At 64.9% G+C, this 20,458-nt stretch carries 17 protein-coding genes and 1 tRNA gene; 14 read left to right on the forward strand and 4 right to left on the reverse strand.

Annotated elements, in window-relative coordinates:
* The first annotated feature begins 7 nt into the window (after positions 1-7).
* Together AC1DS6_RS08360 and AC1DS6_RS08365 are read left to right on the forward strand one after the other, a co-directional pair.
* Positions 8-1,756 carry an outer membrane protein assembly factor BamB family protein gene (locus AC1DS6_RS08360; protein WP_477102401.1) on the forward strand — a complete coding sequence of 583 codons (1,749 nt, stop codon included), beginning with the start codon at positions 8-10 and terminating at the stop codon, positions 1,754-1,756.
* A 2-nt stretch (positions 1,757-1,758) separates the two neighbouring features.
* Positions 1,759-2,370 (forward strand): c-type cytochrome, encoded by a 612-nt coding sequence (locus AC1DS6_RS08365; RefSeq protein ID WP_477102402.1) that lies wholly within the window; start codon positions 1,759-1,761, stop codon positions 2,368-2,370.
* A gap of 172 nt (positions 2,371-2,542) precedes the next feature.
* Here the strand turns inward: AC1DS6_RS08365 and AC1DS6_RS08370 are convergent, their stop codons facing one another.
* Together AC1DS6_RS08370 and uraH are read right to left on the reverse strand one after the other, a co-directional pair.
* On the reverse strand, positions 2,543-3,745 hold the full coding sequence (locus AC1DS6_RS08370) for a urate hydroxylase PuuD (RefSeq protein ID WP_477102403.1): 1,203 nt from the start codon (positions 3,743-3,745) through the stop codon (positions 2,543-2,545).
* Positions 3,746-3,775: 30 nt separating this feature from the next.
* Positions 3,776-4,129 carry a hydroxyisourate hydrolase gene (gene uraH / locus AC1DS6_RS08375; RefSeq protein WP_441628146.1) on the reverse strand — a complete coding sequence of 118 codons (354 nt, stop codon included), beginning with the start codon at positions 4,127-4,129 and terminating at the stop codon, positions 3,776-3,778.
* A gap of 315 nt (positions 4,130-4,444) precedes the next feature.
* Between uraH and AC1DS6_RS08380 the strand changes: the two genes are divergently transcribed.
* The 6 genes from AC1DS6_RS08380 (at position 4,445) to AC1DS6_RS08405 (ending at position 10,196) form a co-directional block, all read left to right on the forward strand.
* Positions 4,445-5,188, forward strand: coding sequence for a GntR family transcriptional regulator (locus AC1DS6_RS08380; RefSeq protein ID WP_441628148.1), 744 nt, complete (start codon positions 4,445-4,447; stop codon positions 5,186-5,188).
* A gap of 149 nt (positions 5,189-5,337) precedes the next feature.
* A complete protein-coding gene (locus tag AC1DS6_RS08385; protein WP_477102404.1) occupies positions 5,338-6,744 on the forward strand; it encodes a nucleobase:cation symporter-2 family protein in 1,407 nt (468 codons plus the stop codon).
* Between the two features lie 49 nt (positions 6,745-6,793).
* Positions 6,794-7,744, forward strand: coding sequence for an allantoinase PuuE (puuE, locus tag AC1DS6_RS08390; protein WP_441628180.1), 951 nt, complete (start codon positions 6,794-6,796; stop codon positions 7,742-7,744).
* A gap of 36 nt (positions 7,745-7,780) precedes the next feature.
* Positions 7,781-8,299, forward strand: coding sequence for a 2-oxo-4-hydroxy-4-carboxy-5-ureidoimidazoline decarboxylase (uraD, locus tag AC1DS6_RS08395; protein ID WP_441628152.1), 519 nt, complete (start codon positions 7,781-7,783; stop codon positions 8,297-8,299).
* 168 nt (positions 8,300-8,467) lie between these two features.
* Positions 8,468-9,553, forward strand: coding sequence for a porin (locus tag AC1DS6_RS08400; RefSeq protein ID WP_441628154.1), 1,086 nt, complete (start codon positions 8,468-8,470; stop codon positions 9,551-9,553).
* 397 nt (positions 9,554-9,950) lie between these two features.
* Positions 9,951-10,196, forward strand: coding sequence for a hypothetical protein (locus AC1DS6_RS08405; protein ID WP_035859483.1), 246 nt, complete (start codon positions 9,951-9,953; stop codon positions 10,194-10,196).
* 150 nt (positions 10,197-10,346) lie between these two features.
* Here AC1DS6_RS08405 and AC1DS6_RS08410 read toward each other — a convergent pair whose 3' ends face one another.
* Positions 10,347-12,668, reverse strand: coding sequence for an NADP-dependent malic enzyme (locus AC1DS6_RS08410; RefSeq protein WP_441628156.1), 2,322 nt, complete (start codon positions 12,666-12,668; stop codon positions 10,347-10,349).
* A gap of 264 nt (positions 12,669-12,932) precedes the next feature.
* Entirely contained in the window at positions 12,933-13,538 is a 606-nt protein-coding gene (locus AC1DS6_RS08415) for a DUF4136 domain-containing protein (protein WP_477102458.1), read from the reverse strand.
* A gap of 299 nt (positions 13,539-13,837) precedes the next feature.
* Between AC1DS6_RS08415 and pepN the strand changes: the two genes are divergently transcribed.
* The 6 genes from pepN (at position 13,838) to AC1DS6_RS08445 (ending at position 20,455) form a co-directional block, all read left to right on the forward strand.
* On the forward strand, positions 13,838-16,537 hold the full coding sequence (gene pepN, locus AC1DS6_RS08420; protein ID WP_477102405.1) for an aminopeptidase N: 2,700 nt from the start codon (positions 13,838-13,840) through the stop codon (positions 16,535-16,537).
* A 127-nt stretch (positions 16,538-16,664) separates the two neighbouring features.
* Entirely contained in the window at positions 16,665-17,681 is a 1,017-nt protein-coding gene (locus tag AC1DS6_RS08425; protein ID WP_045238606.1) for a class 1 fructose-bisphosphatase, read from the forward strand.
* 345 nt (positions 17,682-18,026) lie between these two features.
* Positions 18,027-18,102: transfer RNA gene (locus AC1DS6_RS08430), tRNA-Thr, on the forward strand.
* A gap of 164 nt (positions 18,103-18,266) precedes the next feature.
* A complete protein-coding gene (locus AC1DS6_RS08435; RefSeq protein ID WP_477102406.1) occupies positions 18,267-19,202 on the forward strand; it encodes a LysR family transcriptional regulator in 936 nt (311 codons plus the stop codon).
* A gap of 114 nt (positions 19,203-19,316) precedes the next feature.
* A complete protein-coding gene (locus AC1DS6_RS08440) occupies positions 19,317-20,156 on the forward strand; it encodes an alpha/beta fold hydrolase (protein WP_477102407.1) in 840 nt (279 codons plus the stop codon).
* Between the two features lie 8 nt (positions 20,157-20,164).
* Positions 20,165-20,455: a YciI family protein gene (locus AC1DS6_RS08445; protein WP_477102408.1), complete on the forward strand. Its 291-nt coding sequence runs from the start codon at positions 20,165-20,167 to the stop codon at positions 20,453-20,455.
* The last annotated feature ends 3 nt before the right edge of the window (positions 20,456-20,458 follow it).

Raw genomic sequence — 20,458 nt, forward strand, 5'->3', positions numbered from 1 at the left:
GCTCCCCATGCTCGCAGCTCGCAGCCATTCCCGGTTGACCCTCCCCCTGCTACTCCTGGCCCTTGCCGCCTGCGCCGCGTCCGTTGCGACCGTCGCCTTCGGCGCGGACGAAGTCCAGGGCGCCGCCACGACGACCGGCGCCGCCATGACCAGGCCCCTGCCATCGGTTACGCAGGCGCAACTCGATGCCGCCGGCGGCAACGCGAACGACTGGCTGCACTCGAACGGCTCCTACCTGCAAACCCGCTATTACCCGGGCAGCCAGATCAACACCAAGAACGTCGCCAGGCTCAAGCCGGCCTTCCAGTTCCAGACCGCCGTGATCGAGTCCATGGAGACCGCGCCGATCGTGGTCAACGGCGTGATGTTCCTCACCACCTCCTACAACCACGTCTATGCGATCGATGCCGTGACCGGCAAGGAGTTCTGGCACTACAAGCACAAGATGGGTCCGATCACGACCTTCTGCTGCGGCCCGAACAATCGCGGCGTGGCTGTCAGCGGCGACCGCCTCTACATGGGCACGCTCGACGCCAAGCTGGTCGCGCTCGATGCCAAAACCGGCAAGTTGCTGTGGGAAACCCAGATCGCCAATCCCGAGCTGGGCTATTCGGAAACCATGGCACCGGTCGTGGTGGACGACAAGATCCTGATCGGCACCAACGGCGGGGAGTACGGCATCCGTGGCTTCCTCAAGGCTTACAGCGTCACCGACGGCAAGCTGCTGTGGACCTTTTACACCATCCCCGAGAAAGGGCATGAAGGCGTCTGGGCCACCACGGACGCGACGGGACGCGACATGAAGCGCGACATCGCGGCGGAGAAGAAGCAACTGGCCGACAAGGGCGGCGACTTCTACAAGTCCCTTGGTGGCGGCGTCTGGATGCCGCCGGCGATCGACCGCAAGAACAAGATGGCGATCTTCGTGGTGGGCAACCCATCGCCCGACCTGTATGGTGCCATCCGCCCCGGAGACAACCTCTATACCGACTCGATGGTGGCAGTCGACCTGGATACCGGCGCCTACAAATGGCACTCCCAATATGTCGCCCACGACGTGTGGGACCTTGACGCCGCCAGCCCGCCGATCCTGGTCGACGTGCGCGACAAGAGCGGCCAGATGATTCCCGGCGTGATCCACGGCGGCAAGACCGGCCACATCTATGTGCATGACCGCCGCGATGGCCATCTGATCCGCTTCTCCCAGGCCATGATCCCGCAGGAGAACATGTGGACGCTGCCCACCGCCTCCGGCGCGCGCATGCTGCCGGGCGCCAACGGTGGCGTGGAATGGTCGCCAATGGCGTTCGACCCGAAGACGCGGCTGGCCTATGCCGCCAACCTGCACCAGCCCATGACTTACCAGGTGGAAGCGACGCCCTACCCCGGTGGCAAGCTATGGCTGGGCGGCGCGTTCAAGACCATCCCGTCCGAGGCGCAATGGGGCAAGCTCTCCGCGGTCAATATCGATACCGGCAAGGTTGCCTGGGACTTTAAGACCGAGCAGCCGCTGATCGGCGGCGTGCTGGCCACCGCCGGCGGGCTGGTGTTCAACGGGGAAGGCAACGGCCTGTTCAGGGCCTTCGACGCGAGCACGGGTAAGAAGCTGTGGGAGTACCAATGCGGCGCCGGGGTCAACGCACCCGCGGTTTCCTACATGGTGGGCGGCAAGCAGTACATCGCGGTAGCGGCGGGCGGCAACACGCAACTGGACTTCAAGCGCGGCAACACCGTGCTGGTGTTCGCCGTGCAATAGGCATGCGCATCCCCCCCGGACGGCCCCGGCAGTTTGCGCTGTCGGGGCTGGCACTTGTTCTGTGCGTGTTGCTGGCATGCGCGGCCGGCATCGCGCGCGCCGACCCCGAGGCCGGCAAGCGCAAGGCGGAAACCTGCGTGGCTTGCCACGGGCCGACGGGAAACCCCGGCAATCCGGGCTATCCGGTGCTCGCCGGCCAGACCGCGCGCTACATCTACATGCAGCTAAAGGACTTCCAGGAAGGCCGCCGCGGCCACCCGCCGATGACGCAGATGGCCGCGCCGCTATCGCGCGAGGATATGCTGGACCTGGCGGATTATTTCGCTGCGCAGAAACCCATTCCTTCCCAGTTCAAGGCAGACGGGCAAAAAGTGGAAGCCGGCAGGAAGAAGTCCGAAGAGGTGCTCTGCACCATGTGCCATCTCGGCGGCTTCAGCGGGCAGAATGAAATTCCCCGCGTGGCCGGACAGCAGTACGCCTATATCGTCAAGCAACTGGAAGACTTCCGCTCGCGCAAGCGCACCAATGACGCCGGCAACATGACCAGCGTGGCGCGTGGCTTGTCAGACGCGGATATCCAGAACCTCGCCAACTACATAGCGAACCTGCAATAGGCCCCTGGCCCCTGGCCCGCCGCCGTGCGGAAACAAAAAAACGGGGCGTGCGCCCCGTTCAAACCCTCGCCAGTCCGGACCTCCGGCCGCAAGCTGCACGGCCACCGGACCGTCGATCACCGATGCTCGGTCAGGGGGGATCCGCGAGGATCCCCGTCAATCAGTTGGCGGATCAGTTGGTCGTCTTGGCGCCGGCCTCGAACCACTGGCCCAGCAGCGCCCGTTCGTCGTCCGTGATCTGCGTGACGTTGCCAAGCGGCATGGCCTTCTGCTGCACCGCTTGCTGATAGATCAGCTGCGCGTGCGCCTTGATCTCGTCGGCCGTGTCCAGCTTGATGCCCTTGGCGGCAGTCGGCATCATCTTCGGCGCGGCGGCATGGCACTGGACGCAGCGCGAGTTGATAACCTCCTGCACCTTGGTAAAGCTCACCTGCGCGGCAGCACCATCCTTGTTCGCCACCGTCTCGCGCGGCTGCGGCGCGATCATGACCGCGACCACGGCCAGCACCGCGACACCGGCGGCAGGCCAGGCGACATTGATCTTGCCCTTGTGCTTGAGGATGAAGAACTGGCGGATCAGCACGCCGGCCAGCATGATCAGCACCAGCACGGCCCAGTTGTACTTGTAGCTGTAGGTCATGCTGTAGTGGTTCGACAGCATGGCGAACAGCACCGGCAGCGTGAAGTAGGTGTTATGCACGCTGCGCTGCTTGGCGTTCTTGCCATGCACCGGATCCACCGGATCGCCGGCGCGCAGCGCGGCAACCACCTTGCGCTGGCCGGGAATGATCCACACCAGCACGTTGGCGCTCATGATGGTGGCGATCATCGCGCCGGTCAGCAGGAACGCCGCGCGGCCCGAGAACACGTGGCAGGCCACGTAAGCAGCCAGCGCGACGTAGATCGCCACCAGGATGCCGACGGTGCGGTCGCTCTTGCCAAACACGCGGCAGATGCAGTCGTAGACCACCCAGCCCACGGCGAGGTAAGACAGCGCAAACCCGATCGCCGCGCCCGCCGACATGTCCATGACGTTCTTGTCGACCAGGAACGTGCTGGCGTTGAACAGGTACAGCACCACCAGCAGGCCGAAACCGGTCATCCAGGTGGAATACGACTCCCAGTAGAACCAGTGCAGGTTCTCCGGCAATGTCTTGGGCGCGCTCAGGTATTTCTGCGGGTTGTAGAAGCCGCCGCCGTGCACCGCCCATAGCTCGCCGCCCACGCCTTTCTCCTGCAGGTCGGGGTCATCGGGGCGGGTCAGGCTGTTGTCCAGCCAGACGAAATAGAACGAGGAACCGATCCATGCGATCGCGGTGATCACGTGCACCCACCGCAGCAGCATATTGGCCCAGTCGAGGATATAGCCTTCCATGTCTTGTCTCCTTTGTTTCCCGTACCGCGCTCAACTGCCGCGGTAGGTCGAGTACGACCAGGGGGAAACCAGCAGCGGCACGTGGTAGTGCGCGGCGGTATCGGCAATACCGAAACGCAGCGTCACCACGTCGAGGAAAGCTGGCTCGGGCAACTTCGTGCCCTGGGCGCGGAAATAATCGCCGGCACCGAATTCGAGTTCGTACACCCCGGCGGCCATGGTGTCGCCATCCAGCAGGGGCTGGTCGCAACGGCCATCGTGGTTGGTGACGACTGTCTTCAGCGTCTCCTTGCGATTGTCGACAATTTTATGCAGGGTAATCGACATGCCGGCGCCGGGTGCGCCGGCTGCGGTGTCGAGTACATGAGTGGTCAAGCGTCCCATCCTGTTCTTCCTTAGGGCTTTGGGTTGTGAGAGGCGCCGCTGCCTTCACTAGCACCATTTGTGGGAATGGTGCCCGCTCGGTACGTATTTCTAACGCATCCCGGCGCTGGACTGGTGCAGGGCGACAATGCTTTGCACCACTCCGTATGGCAACTCGGGAATTACCCTGAGTTGTCGAAAACCTAGCTCGGTTTTGTTGACAATATTGCCGCCATAACCAAATAATTGTCAACAATTTTTGGGGCGCGCCACCCTGCTTTTACTCGCTGCCGGCGGCGCGCCGCTCCCCCTCCTCACCAATACACTGGTGCCAAGATGTCCAAGAGTCTCAAGCTGATTGGCGGTGCCGATGACACCGCCGCCCCGACCGAAATCAAGCCCGCCCGCAGGGGCTCCGTCGAGGAGCGCATGTATCACGAGATCTATGACGCGATCATGGAGCACCGGCTGCCGCCGCGCACCAAGCTGACCGAGCATTCGCTGTGCGAAATCTATGCCACCGCGCGCCACACGGTGCGCAAGGTACTGGCGCACCTGGCCGCAGACGGCATGGTCGATCTCGAGCCCAACCGCGGCGCCTTTATCGCCAGCCCCTCCACCGACGAAGCGCACGACATGTTCGAGCTGCGCCAGATGCTGGAGCGCGCCGTGCTGGAAAAGCTTGCCGCCATGCGCGACGTCAAGCGCGTGATCGCGCCGCTGCGCAAGATGGTAGAGGCCGAGCGCCAGGCTTTCCTCACCAATGAGCGCCCCAAATGGATCCGCCTGTCGGCCGAGTTCCATACCGCGCTGGCCGAGCTCTCCGGCAACGCGCTGCTGGTCACCATGATGCGTCGGCTGGTCTCGCGCACCACGCTGATGATTGCCAGCGTCGAGGCGCCAGGCAATAACGCCTGCTCCTTCGACGAGCACGAAGAGATTCTCGATGCACTGGAACAGGGCGACGCCGCCCTGGCCCAGAGCCGCATGGCGCACCACCTCGGCGCCTGCGCCGACCGCGTCCAGCCGGACGAACCGGGCAATTTCGATCTTCGCAGCGTGCTGGGTCACTCCACCTAGCAAGCTGTTCCCGCTGCCAACCCGCGGCCAAGGCCCGATTCCTGCTCATGACAACGCGTCCCCGATGAGGCGCGCTGCCGGAATCACATACCGAGAGCCCCCCCGCCCGGCAGCGTTCCCATCAAATCCAAAGGAGAGGAGACACACCCATGACTAGCGCTAGCACCACGGTGCCCACGGATCTAACCAACGAGCGGCTGCCTTCGGGCCGGCTGCTCGCGCTCGGCCTGCAGCACGTGCTGGTGATGTACGCCGGTACCGTGGCGGTGCCGCTGATCATTGGCGGCGCGCTCAAGCTGCCCAAGGACCAGCTCGCCTTCCTGATCAACGCCGACCTGTTCGCGGCGGGCCTGGCCACGCTGATCCAGGCCTTCGGCTTCTGGAAGTTCGGCATCCGCATGCCGGTGATGATGGGCGTGACCTTCGCTTCGGTGGCGCCGATGATCGCCATCGGTTCCGATCCCAATGTCGGCCTGCTCGGCATCTACGGCGCGGTGATCGCCGCGGGGGTGTTCGGTATCCTGGTGGCGCCGCTGATGGGGCGGATGCTCGGCCTGTTCCCGCCGGTGGTGACCGGCACGGTGATCACGCTGATCGGCGTATCGCTCATGCGGGTGGGCATCAACTGGGCGGCCGGCGGCCAGCCCACCACGCGTGCCGTGATCGACGGCGTGGTCAAGGACGTGCCGAACCTGGCGTACGGCGACCTGGGCAACCTCGGCATCGCGGCGCTGGTGCTGGTGGCGATCCTGCTGCTGAGCAAGTACGGGCGCGGCCTGATCTCCAACTGCGCGGTGCTGCTCGGCATCGTGATCGGCACGCTGGCGGCCATGGCGCTGGGCAAGGTCTCCTTCGAAGGCCTCGACGAAGCCAGCCTGATCGCGGTCATCACCCCGCTGCACTTCGGCATTCCCAAGTTCGACGTTGCCGCCACCCTGTCGATGTGCGTGGTGATGCTGATCACCCTGGTGGAATCCACCGGCATGTTCCTCGCGCTGGCCGATATCACCGGCAAGCGCCTGTCCAATGAAGACCTGACCCGCGGCCTGCGCGCCGACGGCCTGGGCACCGTGATCGGCGGCGTGTTCAACACCTTCCCCTACACTTCGTTCTCGCAGAACGTGGGCCTGGTGACCGTGACCGGCGTGCGCTCGCGCTATGTGGCGGCGGCCGGCGGCGTCATCCTGATCGCGCTGGGCCTGTTCCCGAAGATGGCGCACATCGTGGCCTCGGTACCGCAGTTCGTGCTCGGCGGCGCCGGCATCGTGATGTTCGGCATGGTGGCCGCGACCGGCATCCGCATCCTTGGCTCCTGCGATTTCAACCGCAACCGCTTCAACCTGTTCATCGTCGCCATCTCGATCGGCTTCGGCATGATCCCGACACTGGCGCCGACCTTCTTCCAGTACCTGCCCAAGTGGACCGACCCGTTCACCCATAGCGGCATCGTGCTGGGGACCATCGTGGCGGTGGTGCTCAACGTCTTCTTCAACGGCATCCAGTCGCGCGAAGAGGCGATGCGCAACGCCGCTGCCAATACGCACGGCACGGAATAAGTCCTGCCGGCGGCGGCCGGCACAGTCTTCCTGAAGAATCATGACCCTGATGACAAGCAACAACTATCCACGCGATCTGATCGGTTACGGCAGCCAGCCGCCGCACGCCCGCTGGCCGGGCGGCGCACGCCTTGCGCTGCAGTTCGTCCTGAACTACGAAGAGGGCGGCGAGAACAACGTGCTGCACGGCGATGCCGGCTCCGAGCAGTTCCTGTCGGAGATCATCGGCGCGGCGGCCTACCCCGACCGCCACATGAGCATGGAGGGCGTGTACGAGTACGGGTCGCGCGCCGGGGTCTGGCGCATCCTGCGCGAGTTCGAGCAGCGCGGGCTGCCGCTGACCATCTTCGGCGTGTCGATGGCGCTGCAGCGCCATCCCGAACTGACCCGGGCGTTCGTCGAACTCGGCCATGAGATCGCCTGCCACGGCTGGCGCTGGATCCATTACCAGGGCATGGACGAAGCCACCGAGCGCGAGCACATGCGCATCGGCATGCAGATCATCGAGGAACTGACCGGCTCGCTGCCGCTGGGCTGGTACACCGGCCGCGACAGCCCCAACACGCGCCGCCTGGTGGTGGAACACGGCGGCCTGCTGTACGACTCGGACTACTACGGGGACGACCTGCCCTTCTGGACCGAGGTGGAAGTCACCGGCGGCGAGAAGAAGCCCCACCTGGTGGTGCCCTATACGCTCGACTCCAACGACATGCGCTTCGCCACGCCGCAAGGCTTCAACACCGGCGAGCAGTTCTACCAGTACCTGAAGGACGCCTTCGACGTGCTCTACGCCGAAGGCGACCCGCAGGGGCTGGACCGGCCCAAGATGCTTTCGGTCGGCATGCACTGCCGCCTGCTGGGCCGGCCGGGGCGCATGCGCGGGCTGCAGCGCTTCCTCGACTACGTGCAGGGCCACGACAAGGTCTGGATCTGCCGGCGCGTGGACATCGCGCGCCACTGGGCCGAGACCCATCCCTACTCCGCAAAGAACCGCGCCTGAGCCAATCGACCAGGCGACCAAGCGACAAGCCAATCCATGAGCAATACCTACTCCCTAGATCAACTCAATGCCCTGCCGGCCGCCGACTTTGTCCAGGTGCTCGGCGGCATCTATGAACACTCTCCGTGGGTGGCCGAAGCCGCCGCCACGCAGCGCCCCTTCACCAACGCCGCCACCCTGGCCGATGCCATGCGCGCCATCGTGGACGGCGCCGGCGACGCCGCCCAGATCAGGCTGGTGCGCGCCCACCCGGAGCTCGCCGGCAAGGCCGCCGTGCGCGGCGAGCTGACCGCCGAGTCGACCCGCGAGCAAAGCGGTGCCGGCCTCGATCAATGCTCCGCCGAGGAATTCGAGCAGCTGCAAGCGTTCAACCGCCGCTATAACGAGAAATTCGGTTTTCCTTTCATCCTGGCCGTACGCGGCTATAACCGCGCCGGCATCATCGGCGAGTTCGCAAGGCGCGTGGAAAACGATCCGGCCGCGGAGTTGCAAACTTGCATCAACCAGATCCATCGGATTGCACAGTTCCGCCTGAACGACTTAGTATCCGGCTGAGCCAAAAAAAGGCAGTTTGCGTTACCCCTTACCGATGTAGCAGGCAGTGCCCGGGCCGAGCCGGCAACACCCTAGCCCAGGGCATGCCAGTAGCAAACAAAACGAATAGAACCCGTCAGGGACCCAGTACACAAAGAACGCAACGGATCAACCACGGAGAACTCACCAATGCAGAAGCAGATCACGCCGGCCCTCAAGCTGGCAGCGACGGCCGCCGCCCTTTTCAGCGGCGCGGCCATGGCGCAATCCAGTGTCACGCTGTACGGCCAGGCCGACATGTTCGTTGGCGGCGTCAAGAACGTCGGCGCGGCCGACCGCGCCTATGTCGCCAATTCGGGCGGCATGCAAACCTCGTACTGGGGTATCAAGGGCACCGAAGACCTCGGTAGCGGCACCAAGGCCATCTTCGACCTGAACGGTTTCTTCCGCACCGACACCGGCAGGCAGGGCCGCTTCGACGGCGACTCGATGTTCAGCCGCAATGCCTTCGTGGGCCTGCAAAACGACAAGCTGGGCGCGCTCAAGCTGGGCCGCAACACCACGCCCTACTTCGTGTCGACCATCCTGTTCAACCCGCTGATCGACTCCTACGTGTTCTCGCCGATGGTGTTCCACACCTACTTCGGCGCCGCCACCGCCAACGTGGCCGACCCGGGCATCATCGGCGATTCGGGCTGGAACAACTCGCTGCTGTACAGCACGCCGAACTTCGGCGGCCTGACCGCCAACGTGATCTACTCCTTCGGCGAGAAAGCAGGTTCGACCGGCCAGAACAAGTGGGGCGGCAACCTGATGTACTTCAACGGCCCGTTCGCTGCCACGCTGGCCTTCCAGCAAGTCAAGTTCGACAGCACGCCGGGTGACGTCACCGCTTCGGCCAATCCGATGCTGGTTGGCTTCAGCAAGCAGAACGCGGTGCAGGGCGGCTTGAGCTACGACTTCAAGGTCGTCAAGCTGTTCGCGCAAGGCCAGTACATCAAGACCGAGCTCAACAACAACCCCAACGGCGACATCAAGCACGCCAACGGCCAGGTCGGCCTTTCGGTGCCCATCGGCGCCGGCAACGTCCTGGCGTCTTACGCCTATGACAAGACCGAGAACTCGGTCGCGAACTTCAAGCGCAACACGGTGGCGGTCGCTTACGACTACAACCTGTCCAAGCGCACCGACGTCTACGCCGCCTACTTCTACGACAAGATCACCAGCCTGTCGCACGGCGACACCTTCGGTGTAGGCGTGCGTCACAAGTTCTGACGCTTGCCTTGACTTGTCAACGGGAATTGAAGACCCGCCCTGGTGGCGGGTTTTTTATTGCCTGCCGAATATGGTGCCGGACTCCCCCGATCCGGCCTGCGAGCGCCTTGCCCCTGGTCCAGGGCCCGTGAAGTTCATGAGTCACCCCAAGGGATATCAATCCCCCGGCCCCGAAAGCATCTGGCGGCTCCGCCTCTTTGCCGCAGACCGCCCAGGCCAGTAAAGGTCATCGATATTTCGCGCTGCAGCATGGATATGCTGCAGCGCGATAGGGACAGGCTACCGGCGATTGAGGATCGAAAGTCGCTGCTTAATAGTCCGATTCAATTGGCGGGGCTGCCGATGCCTGCCTAGATTTAGGTTCCAGGCAACAAGACGGCAACGGACGAGGTGACACATGCGTCGTGATGCAAAGACCCGGTCGGAGTTGATGGCCATCCTGAACCAGTTCCTGAACAACAATCCGGAGTGCGGCGAATGCGAGCTCCACGCCATGCGTGGGCACCAACCCGACCACACCGGTTGCAACTGGAGCGCGGAAGTCGATTTTCCGCGCGAGCCCGATGATCACCTGCCCACCCGGCTGGCAGCGGCGAAGTCCATCATCGTCGTGATGCGGGAGCAGTACAACCTGCTGCAGTAGCTAAGAAAGCACAGCTTTTCCGGGCCGGCGGAACTGCAGGACAAGCCGGTCACAAAAAACGGGGCTCCCAAGGAGCCCCGTTTTCATTGCGCGATGCCTGGCGGCATGTGCGCTCCCGGCGGCGGCATTGCTGCGCCGCCGCACCGCGGATCAACGCGCCGCGTTGGCTTCCGCCACCGCTACCGCCGTCATATTGACGATGCGGCGCGTGGTGGCTTGCGGGTTGAGGATGTGCACCGGCTTGGCCGCGCCCAGCAGGATCGGACCAATGGTGACACCCTGTCCGCCCGTGATCTTGAGCAGGTTGAAGGCGATATTGGCCGCGTCCAGCGTCGGCATCACCAGCAGGTTGGCGCTGCCAGCCAGCTTGGTGCCAGGCAGGAAGTGGCGGCGTACATCCTCGACCAGGGCGGCGTCGCCCTGCATCTCGCCTTCCACTTCTAGGTGCGGCGCCTCGCGGGCCAGGATCTCCTGGGCCGCGCGCATCTTCCGGGCCGACGGCCGGTTCGACGAGCCGAACATCGAGTGCGACATCAGCGCCACCTTCGGATGCTGGCCGAAACGCGCGATTTCCTCGGCAGCCAGCTGCGTGATGGCGGCCAGTTCCTCGGCGGTGGGGTCGTCATTGACGAAGGTGTCGGTGATGAACAGCGTGTACTTCTCAAGCATCAGCGCGTTCATCGCGGCGAACACCTTGGCGCCCGGCGCCAGGCCGATCACGTCCCGCACGTGCTCCAGGTGGGCTTCGAAGCGGCCCACGGTGCCGCACAGCAGCGCGTCGGCGTCACCCATATGCATCAGCATGGTGCCGATCAGCGTATTGGAGCGGCGCAGCGCCACCTTGGCCATGTCGGGCGTCACGCCGTCGCGGCCGCGCAGCGCGTGGTAGGCCTCGTGGTAGGCGCGGTAGCGCGGATCGTCTTCCGGGTTGATCAGCTCGAAGTCCACGCCGGCCTTCAGGCGCAAGCCCGCTTTCTCGATGCGCATCTGGATCACGTGCGGGCGGCCGATCAGGATCGGGCGCGCCAGGCCTTCGTCCACCACGGTCTGCACCGCGCGCAGCACGCGCTCTTCCTCGCCCTCGGCGTAGACCACGCGCTTGGGCGCGGCCTTGGCGGCCGTGAACACCGGCTTCATGATCAGGCCGGTATGGTAGACGTACTGGGTGAGCTGCTGGCGGTAGGCCTCCAGGTCCTTGATGGGACGCGTGGCCACGCCGGATTCTTCAGCGGCCTTGGCCACCGCCGGCGCGATCTTCTCGATCAGGCGCTGGTCGAACGGCGTCGGGATAATGTAGTCGGGGCCAAACTTCAGTTCCTGGCCGCCATAGGCGGCGGCAACGGCGTCGTTCAGCTCGGCTTCGGCCAGCTCGGCAATGGCCTTGACGCAGGCCAGCTTCATTTCCTCCGTGATCTTGGTGGCGCCGCAATCGAGCGCGCCGCGGAAGATGTACGGGAAGCACAGCACGTTGTTGACCTGGTTCGGATAGTCCGAACGGCCGGTGGCGATGATGCAGTCCGGGCGGGCGGCCTTGGCCACTTCCGGGCGGATTTCCGGTTCCGGGTTGGCCAGCGCCAGGATGATCGGCTTGTCGGCCATGGTCTTGACCATCTCGGCGGTCAGCACGCCGGCAGCCGAGCAACCCAGGAACACGTCGGCGCCGTCGACCACGTCGGCCAGGGTGCGGGCCGAGGTTTCCTGTGCGTAGCGGGCCTTGTTGGGCTCCATGTTGGCGTCGCGGCCGACATAGATCACGCCCTTGGAATCCACCACGGAGACATTGGTGCGGGTCACGCCCAGGCTCACCATGGTGTCCAGGCAGGCGATGGCCGCCGCGCCGGCGCCCGATACCGCCAGCCTGACCTTGGCGATATCCTTGCCCACCACCTTCAGGCCATTGAGCAGTGCCGCCGCCGAGATGATGGCGGTACCGTGCTGGTCGTCGTGGAAGACGGGAATATTCATGCGCTCGCGCAGCTTCTTCTCGATGTAGAAGCACTCGGGCGCCTTGATGTCCTCGAGGTTGACGCCGCCCAGGGTCGGCTCCAGCGCCGCCACGATCTCGACGATCTTGTCCGGGTCGCGCGCATCGAGTTCGATGTCGAACACGTCGATGCCGGCGAATTTCTTGAACAGGCAGCCCTTGCCTTCCATCACCGGCTTGCCGGCCAGGGGACCGATATCGCCCATGCCAAGCACGGCGGTACCGTTGGTGATCACCGCCACCAGGTTGCCGCGCGAGGTGTACTCGGCGGCCATCGCCGGATCCTTGGCGATTTCCTCGCAGGCGTAAGCCACGCCGGGCGAGTAGGCCAGGGACAGGTCGCGCTGGTTGGACAGTGCCTTGGTCGCGGTTACCTGGATCTTGCCCTTGGTCGGGCTGCGGTGGTATTCCAGCGCGGCCAGGCGCAATTGCGCTTCAGGACTATTGGGGGCATGTTGCGGTGCATCACCGCCGGTCTTGCTGGTCATTATGCTCGTCCAGGAAGTGGCCCAGCCAGTGCCCGCCGGGGCCGCGCCGGTCGTATCCGGCGTGCTTGCCGGAATCTTCCATTGCAGCTTTCAAAAACGGGCGCCGGCGGCTCGGGCCGAAAAATCGAGCCGTCATTCTAGCTCACGCAAGCCCGGCGCGAAGCCCCTCCCAGAGGTGCATCCAGGGTTTTAGGGCCTTTCGCCGGGCAATTCAGTTTTTACCCGCGCGCGGGCAATGCCCAGCCTCCTCCATTTGCCTCATGTCTACTTGTCATTCGGATCCAGCGGCAATGTCACCCGCCGGGAGCGGCCGCTCTCGCCCGGAAACTGCACGAAGGCGCTGCGGATCAGGTACGGCATCGCCGCCTGCAGGGACGCGTTCTCGTCGCGGTGTTGCGCGGTAACCTGGTACACACGGCGCCCCGTAGCCGCATCCTTGAAGAACACGCGCAGCGTGGACTGCGTCACCGGCACATCGCGCACGACGGTTTGCGGCGGCCAGTAGCCCGGACCGCCCCAGCCCCAGGGTCCCCAAGGGCGGTAGTAAGGCCCCCAGTACGGGCCGCCATACCAGGGATCAGGGTACACGGTCTCCTGCACCCGCATCAGCCCCGAGTTGCTGTCGTATTCCATATTGACGAGGTAGTGCGCCTGCGGGCGCGCCACCTGTTCGAAGCCGACCCCCGTCAACGCCTGCGCCAGCCATTGCTCGTAGGTCTGGTCCTCGAACCGGGCCTCCTTGCCTGCCCCGTGATCAAAGGCATAGGTGCGCGGCGGATCGTTCTGCCAGTTGCCCTGGCTGAAGGCCGTCACCTCCGTGGTGACGGTGCTGGCGCAGCCGGACAGCAGCGCCACGCCAAGCAGGGCCATGCCCGCCACCAGCCTGCTGCCGCGCAAGCCCCTGCCGGCCAGCCGGCTCCATTCCCTGCAAAACCATAGTCCGGTCATGACGCCCCCACACCGATTGTTGTTAGCCACGTGATTCAGACCGTGCCGGGCGGGCGAAATTCCGCGGCGGCGCGGCGCATCCGAGCCGTCGTCCCGCCGCTTGGCTACAATGGGTTTTTCAGTGCCTGGGCGCGCGGCCCGGCAGGGGCTGCGCCCCTCCCTCCCCCGTGCCCATGGCGACCAAGCCGCCCAAAGTGGCCCACAGAGGACAGGATTCTTCCATGCTGCGCACCGACACGCCCGTTACCGTCCACCGCAAAGACTATACTCCGCCGGCCTTCGCATTTGAGCACGTCGACCTTGTGCTTGAACTCGATCCCGCCCGCACGGTGGTCACCAATACCTTGCGTTTCACCCGCCAGGGACCGGGCCCGCTGGTGCTGGCCGGCGAGGAACTGGAACTGGTCGGCGTCAGCCTCGACGGCAAGCCGCTGGATGGCGCGCGCCAGGAAGCGGACAGCCTGACCCTGCCCGAACTTCCCGCGCAAGGCACGCTGGAAATCGTCACCGCCTGCCAGCCGGCCGCCAATACGTCGCTGTCCGGGCTCTATGTGTCCAACGGCAACTTCTTCACCCAGTGCGAAGCCGAGGGCTTCCGCAAGATCACCTATTACCTGGATCGCCCCGACGTGATGTCGACCTTCCGGGTCACGCTGCGCGCGCAACGCGCGGCCTACCCCGTGCTGCTGTCCAACGGCAACCTGATCGGCGAGCGCGAGCTGCCGGACGGGCGCCACGAAGCCGTCTGGGAAGACCCGTTCAAGAAACCCGCCTACCTGTTCGCGCTGGTGGCCGGCAAACTGGAGTGCATCGAGGAACGCATCGCCTCCGCCTCCGGCAAGGAAAAGCTGCTGCAGGTCTGGGTGGAGCCGCAGGACCTGCCCAAGACGCGGCACGCCATGGATTCGCTGATCCACTCGATCCGCTGGGACGAGCGGCGCTTCGGCCTGGAGCTGGATCTCGACCGCTTCATGATCGTCGCGGTGGGCGACTTCAACATGGGCGCGATGGAGAACAAGGGCCTCAACATCTTCAACACCAAGTACGTGCTGGCCAACGCCCAGACCGCCACCGACACCGACTTCGGCAATATCGAATCGGTGGTCGGGCACGAGTATTTCCACAACTGGACCGGCAACCGCGTGACCTGCCGCGACTGGTTCCAGCTCTCGCTCAAGGAAGGCCTGACGGTATTCCGCGACCAGGAATTCTCGGCCGACATGATGGGCTCCGAATCCGGCCGCGCGGTCAAGCGCATCGAGGACGTGCGCATGCTGCGCCAGGTGCAGTTCCCCGAGGACGCCGGCCCCATGGCGCATCCGGTGCGTCCCGACAGCTACGAGGAAATCAACAACTTCTACACCGTGACGGTGTATGAAAAAGGCGCCGAAGTCGTGCGCATGTACCAGACCCTGCTGGGCCGCGATGGTTTCCGCAAGGGCATGGACCTGTACTTCCGGCGCCATGACGGACAGGCCGTGACCTGCGACGATTTCCGTGCGGCCATGGCCGACGCCAACGGGCGCGACCTGACCCAGTTCGGCCGCTGGTACAGCCAGGCCGGCACACCGGTGGTTGCCGTGCGCACCGCCTGGGATGGCGCCAACGGCAGCCTGACGCTAACGCTGTCGCAAAGCTGCCCCAAGGTGGGCATCGAAACGCATCCCGGCACGCCGGACAAACTGCCTTTCCACATCCCCTTTGCGCTGGGCCTGATCGACGCCGACGGGAAAGACCTGCCGCTGCAGCTCGAAGGCGAAAGCCAGCCCGGCGCCACCACGCGCGTGCTGGACTTCACCGAAGCCGAGCAAAGCTTCCGCTTTGTCAACCTGCCGCGCGGCGCCGAGCCCCCGCTGGCGTCGCTGCTGCGCGACTTCTCCGCGCCGGTCATCGTCGATGCCGACTACAGCGAGGCAGTGCTCACCTTCCTGCTGGCCCACGACAGCGACCCGTTCAACCGCTGGGAAGCGGGCCAGCGCCTGACCACGCGCGCCCTGTTGCAACTGGTGGCGCAGTCCCAGGCCGGCCACGAGCTCAACCTCGACCCGGCACTGGTGGCGGCACTGCGCACCGTGCTCAACGATGCGCAACTCAGCCCCGCCTTCCGCGAACAGACGCTGACGCTGCCGGCCGAGGCCTACCTCGCCGAGCGCATGGGCGTGGCCGATCCGGCCGCCATCCACCGCGCGCGCCAGTTCATGCGCGAAGCGCTGGCGCGTGCGCTGAAGGCCGACTGGCTGGCCGCCTTCGAAGCCAATGCCACGCCCGGCGCCTACAGCCCGGACGCCGTGTCCGCGGGCAAGCGCGCACTGCGCAACCTGGCACTGGGCTACCTGGCCGACAGCGGCGACGCCGCCATGCAGGCGCTGGCCGAGGCGCAGTACCAGGCCGCCGACAATATGACGGACCGCTTCGCCGCGCTGAGCGCGATGGTGAACACCTTCGCGCCGGGGCGCGAAGCCGCGCTGGCGGATTTCTACCAGCGCTTCGAGCAGGACGCGCTGGTGATCGACAAATGGTTCTCGCTGCAAGGCATGCAGCGCGGCACCGTCGGGCCGCAGGCCGCCGGCCACGCAGGCAAGCGCACCATCGAGACCGTGCGCGCGCTGATGCAGCACCCGGCCTTCAACCTGCGCAACCCCAACCGCGCGCGCTCGCTGATCTTCAGCTTCTGCGCGGCCAACCCGGCGCAGTTCCATGCCGAGGACGGCTCGGGCTATGCCTTCTGGGCCGAGCAGGTGCTGGCGCTGGACGCCATCAACCCGCAGGTGGCCTCGCGCCTGGCGCGGGTCATGGACCGCTGGCAGAAATATGCCCTGCCGCTGCGCGACCGCATGCGCGCGGCGCTGGAGCAGGTGGCCGCGGCCAGCGACCTGTCGCGCGACGTCCGCGAGATCGTCAGCAAGGCGCTGGCGGCGTAACGCAGCACAGCGGTTGGTGGCGGATGGCGGGCCCCCGCCCGCCCGCCACCGGCAGGCCGCGGGCCCGCCCCAGTGGCCGGCCGGGCTGGCGCCCATGTAGAATTGCCGCCATTCAAGGAGAATCCCCATGAGTCGCATCAGCCTCACCCGCTACCTGGTCGAGGAGCAGCGCAAGCACAACACGATCGAGCCCGAACTGCGGCTGCTGATCGAAGTGGTGGCGCGCGCCTGCAAGGCCATTTCGAATTCCGTCAGCAAGGGCGCCCTCGCCGGCATCCTCGGCTCCGCCGGCACCGGCAACGTGCAAGGCGAAACCCAGCAAAAGCTGGACGTGATCGCCAACGAAGTCCTGCTCGACGCCAATGAATGGGGCGGCCACCTCGCCGCCATGGCCTCGGAGGAAATGGACAGCTTCTACGAGATCCCGAACCGCTATCCCAAGGGCGAATACCTGCTGCTGTTCGATCCGCTCGACGGCTCGTCCAACATCGACGTGAACGTGTCGATCGGCACCATCTTCTCGGTACTGCACATGCCCAAGCCGGGCCAGACCGTAACCGAGACCGACTTCATGCAGGCCGGCAGCCGCCAGGTCGCCGCCGGCTACGCCGTGTACGGCCCGCAGACCACGCTGGTGCTGACCGTCGGCAACGGCGTGCACATGTTCACGCTGGACCGCGAAGCCGGCAGCTTCGTGCTGACGCAATCCGACGTGATGATCCCGGAAGACACCAAGGAATTCGCGATCAACATGTCCAACATGCGCCACTGGGCCCCGCCCGTGCGCCGCTATATCGACGAATGCCTGGCCGGCGACGAAGGCCCGCGCGGCAAGAACTTCAACATGCGCTGGATCGCCTCGATGGTGGCCGACGTACACCGCATCCTCACGCGCGGTGGCATCTTCATGTACCCGTGGGACAAGCGCGAACCGGAAAAACCCGGCAAGCTGCGCCTGATGTACGAAGCCAACCCCATGGCGATGCTGGTCGAGCAAGCCGGCGGCGCGGCCACCAACGGTGTCGAGCGCATCCTGGACATCCAGCCGGAGAAACTGCACCAGCGCGTGTCGGTGATCCTTGGGTCAAAGAACGAGGTGGAACGCGTCACGCGCTATCACCAGGAAGAGAAGACGGCGGGCTGATTGCCGCCAGCGAGCAGCACGCGTTGAAAGGAACGGGGCCAGTCGCTGGTCCCGTTTTTTTATGCTTTGTCCCTGTCCCGCACGCCAACGGACGACGCGCCCGCATGTGGCCGACATCGTCGCAGACGGTTGGTGCGGTCGGTCGCTGCATCGCGAATAACCTCCGCTGCATCCACCGCGGTGATCGTGCTGGCCTGAGCCAAGAACGCCACCCGAATGGCCGCGGCGCCACCCTGAGGCGGCAACCGCAGTTCGCTCCGAGGATTTTTTTGGCGCAGGGGTTCACAGGAAAAATAAACGCTGCTATTATTGCGGGCTCGTTCGGGTTGTCTTACGAACGATGTGGCCGAAGTAGCTCAGTCGGTAGAGCAGCTCATTCGTAATGAGAAGGTCGGGGGTTCGATTCCTCTCTTCGGCACCAGTAAAATCAAAGGGTTACAGCGCATCAGCCTGTAGCCCTTTTGTCTTTTACGGCACCATGTAGGCACCATGTAGGTTTTCGCCGGGAATGCTCGTCAACGTCTGCAATGCTTCCCAGCACCGAGAAAGTTCCTCGCCGCTCTTGCACATCAACCAAGAGCAAGGGTGAAGATTCCGTCAACCCCGGAGCGCCCGGTGCTCAATCCATCAGAACTCTTCAACCTATCGCGCGTGGTGCATACCGGCAGCTTCATGCGCGCTGCGGCGGAGCTGGGCATCAGCCAGCCCGCCCTGAGCAAGAGCGTGGCTAGGCTTGAGCGGAAGCTGGGCGTGCGCCTGCTCGAGCGCAAGGCCAGGGGTGTGGTGGCCACGCCGTTCGCAGAAGTGCTGCTGCAACGGACATTGCCCCTTATCGCAGACCTGCACGCTGCAGCAGAGGAAATTGAAGCTATGAAAGGCGGCGTCGGTGGCTCGGTCGCTATCGGGGTCGCGCCGGCCGTGGCCGCGAGCTTCCTGCCCTCGGTGGTCGAGCGCCTGCGCGAAAGCGGCCGCCCGATCGGCCTGCGCGTGACCGAGGGCCTGGTCGAGGACCTGCTTAACGGCGTGCGAAACGGCGTCTTCGACATCGCGGTGACCACGCGCACCGCGTCGGTGGCAGCCGACGAATTTCGGGTGCAGACGCTGTTCGAGGACCGCTTCGTGGTCTGCTGTGCGCCCTCGAACCCCCTTAGTCGGCAGGCCGCGGTCGAACCAGGCGAGCTCTCCGCTATGGCCTGGGTGCTGGCCCCGCGAGGCGGTGTGTTGCGCTCCGAGTTCGACGCCTGTTTCCGCCAAGTCGGGACACTGCCGCCGTCGGCCATGGTCGAGACAGCTTCTGGAGCATTGTCCAAGGCCCTGGTTATGGACCGTGGCTTCCTGAGCTTCCTGCCGCGCGAGCTGATCAGCTTCGAGATGCGCAAGGGCGACATCGCCGAGCTGCAGGTGCCGTGGCTGCAATGGCGCCGCAGCGTATTGATGGTGATGCGCCGGGGAAGAGTGCCACCTGGATCGCAACTCGTCGTGGCCCAGCTGATGCTTGAGACTGGCCAGGCTATGAGCTGAACCTTGGCGCAAACCATTCCCATTGGTTATAGCTTTTTAACCTAGGGCGCCTAGGTCGGCGCGGGCCCCGATGAAAGAATGAATCCGTCCCCCACTCCATACGGATTCAAGCGAATGTCAGTCACCCCCGAGCCGATGCCCGCGCCCCCACTTGAACGGACCAGCGGTACGCCGCGCATCGCCTTCGCGCGCAAGGGCTTCGGCGAGACGGTTGTCTTCCTCCACGGCATAGGAGGCAACCACGACAACTGGCGCGACCAGTTGCACGCCTTGGCGCCCACCCACCAGGCAGTGGCCTGGGATGCGCGCGGCTATGGCGACTCCGACGACTATGACGGCCCCTGCCGCTTCGAGGACTTCAGTGACGACCTCGCGCGCCTACTCGATTACCTAGGTGTTACGCGCGCACACTTAGTCGGCCTGTCCATGGGCGGGCGAATTCTCATGGACTTCGCCGCCCGCCACCCGGCGCGCGTTCAGTCGCTAGTTATCGCAGCCTCCTTTCCGAGCTTCGGTCGCACCTTGAGCCCCAACCAGCAGGAAGCCTTCATGCGCCTGCGCCGCGAGCCACTGGAGCGGGGTTGTACCTTTGCGGAACTTGCGCCCGAACTGGTGGAATCGCTCACCGGGCCTCACGCGACCGATGTGATGCGCGAGCGCATGCGTCAGAGTATCTGCCGGCTGCGACCTGGGTCCTACCTCAAGACCCTTGAAAGCACGCTGCACTTTGACCGTACAGAGGCTCTGCCTCTAATCCAGGCGCCCACTCTGTTGATGTTCGGCGAGCTCGACCAGTTAGTCACCCCCGCAGCCGGACGTCAGGTCCATGCTCTCATGCCCCATGCGGAATACCTAGTAGTAGCCGGCGTGGGGCACCTGATCAACATCGAAGCGGCCGAGGCTTTCAACCGCGCCGTGCTCGATTTCATCTCGCGCTATCCGGCGCGTGCCTGAGGCACACCATGCTCTACGTCATCCACTGCCTGGACCACCCCGAGCGTGCCGCACTGCGCCAGGCCAACGCCGACGCCCACGCGCAATACATGCGAGCTCACGCGGACAGAGTGCGCTTGGGCGGCCCACTGGTCGGCACCGATGGCCAGACTCGCATCGGCGTGCTTGTGGTGATCGATTTCGACGACCCGGACGCGCTGCAGGCCTTCATCGAACACGAACCTTACCTGCGCGCCGGGCTGTTTGCCCGTGTGGATGTGCACCCCTTCGCGCGCGTCATGCCCGCCCCCAATCATTGAACA

Source organism: Cupriavidus sp. 05L310, from assembly GCF_056398185.1.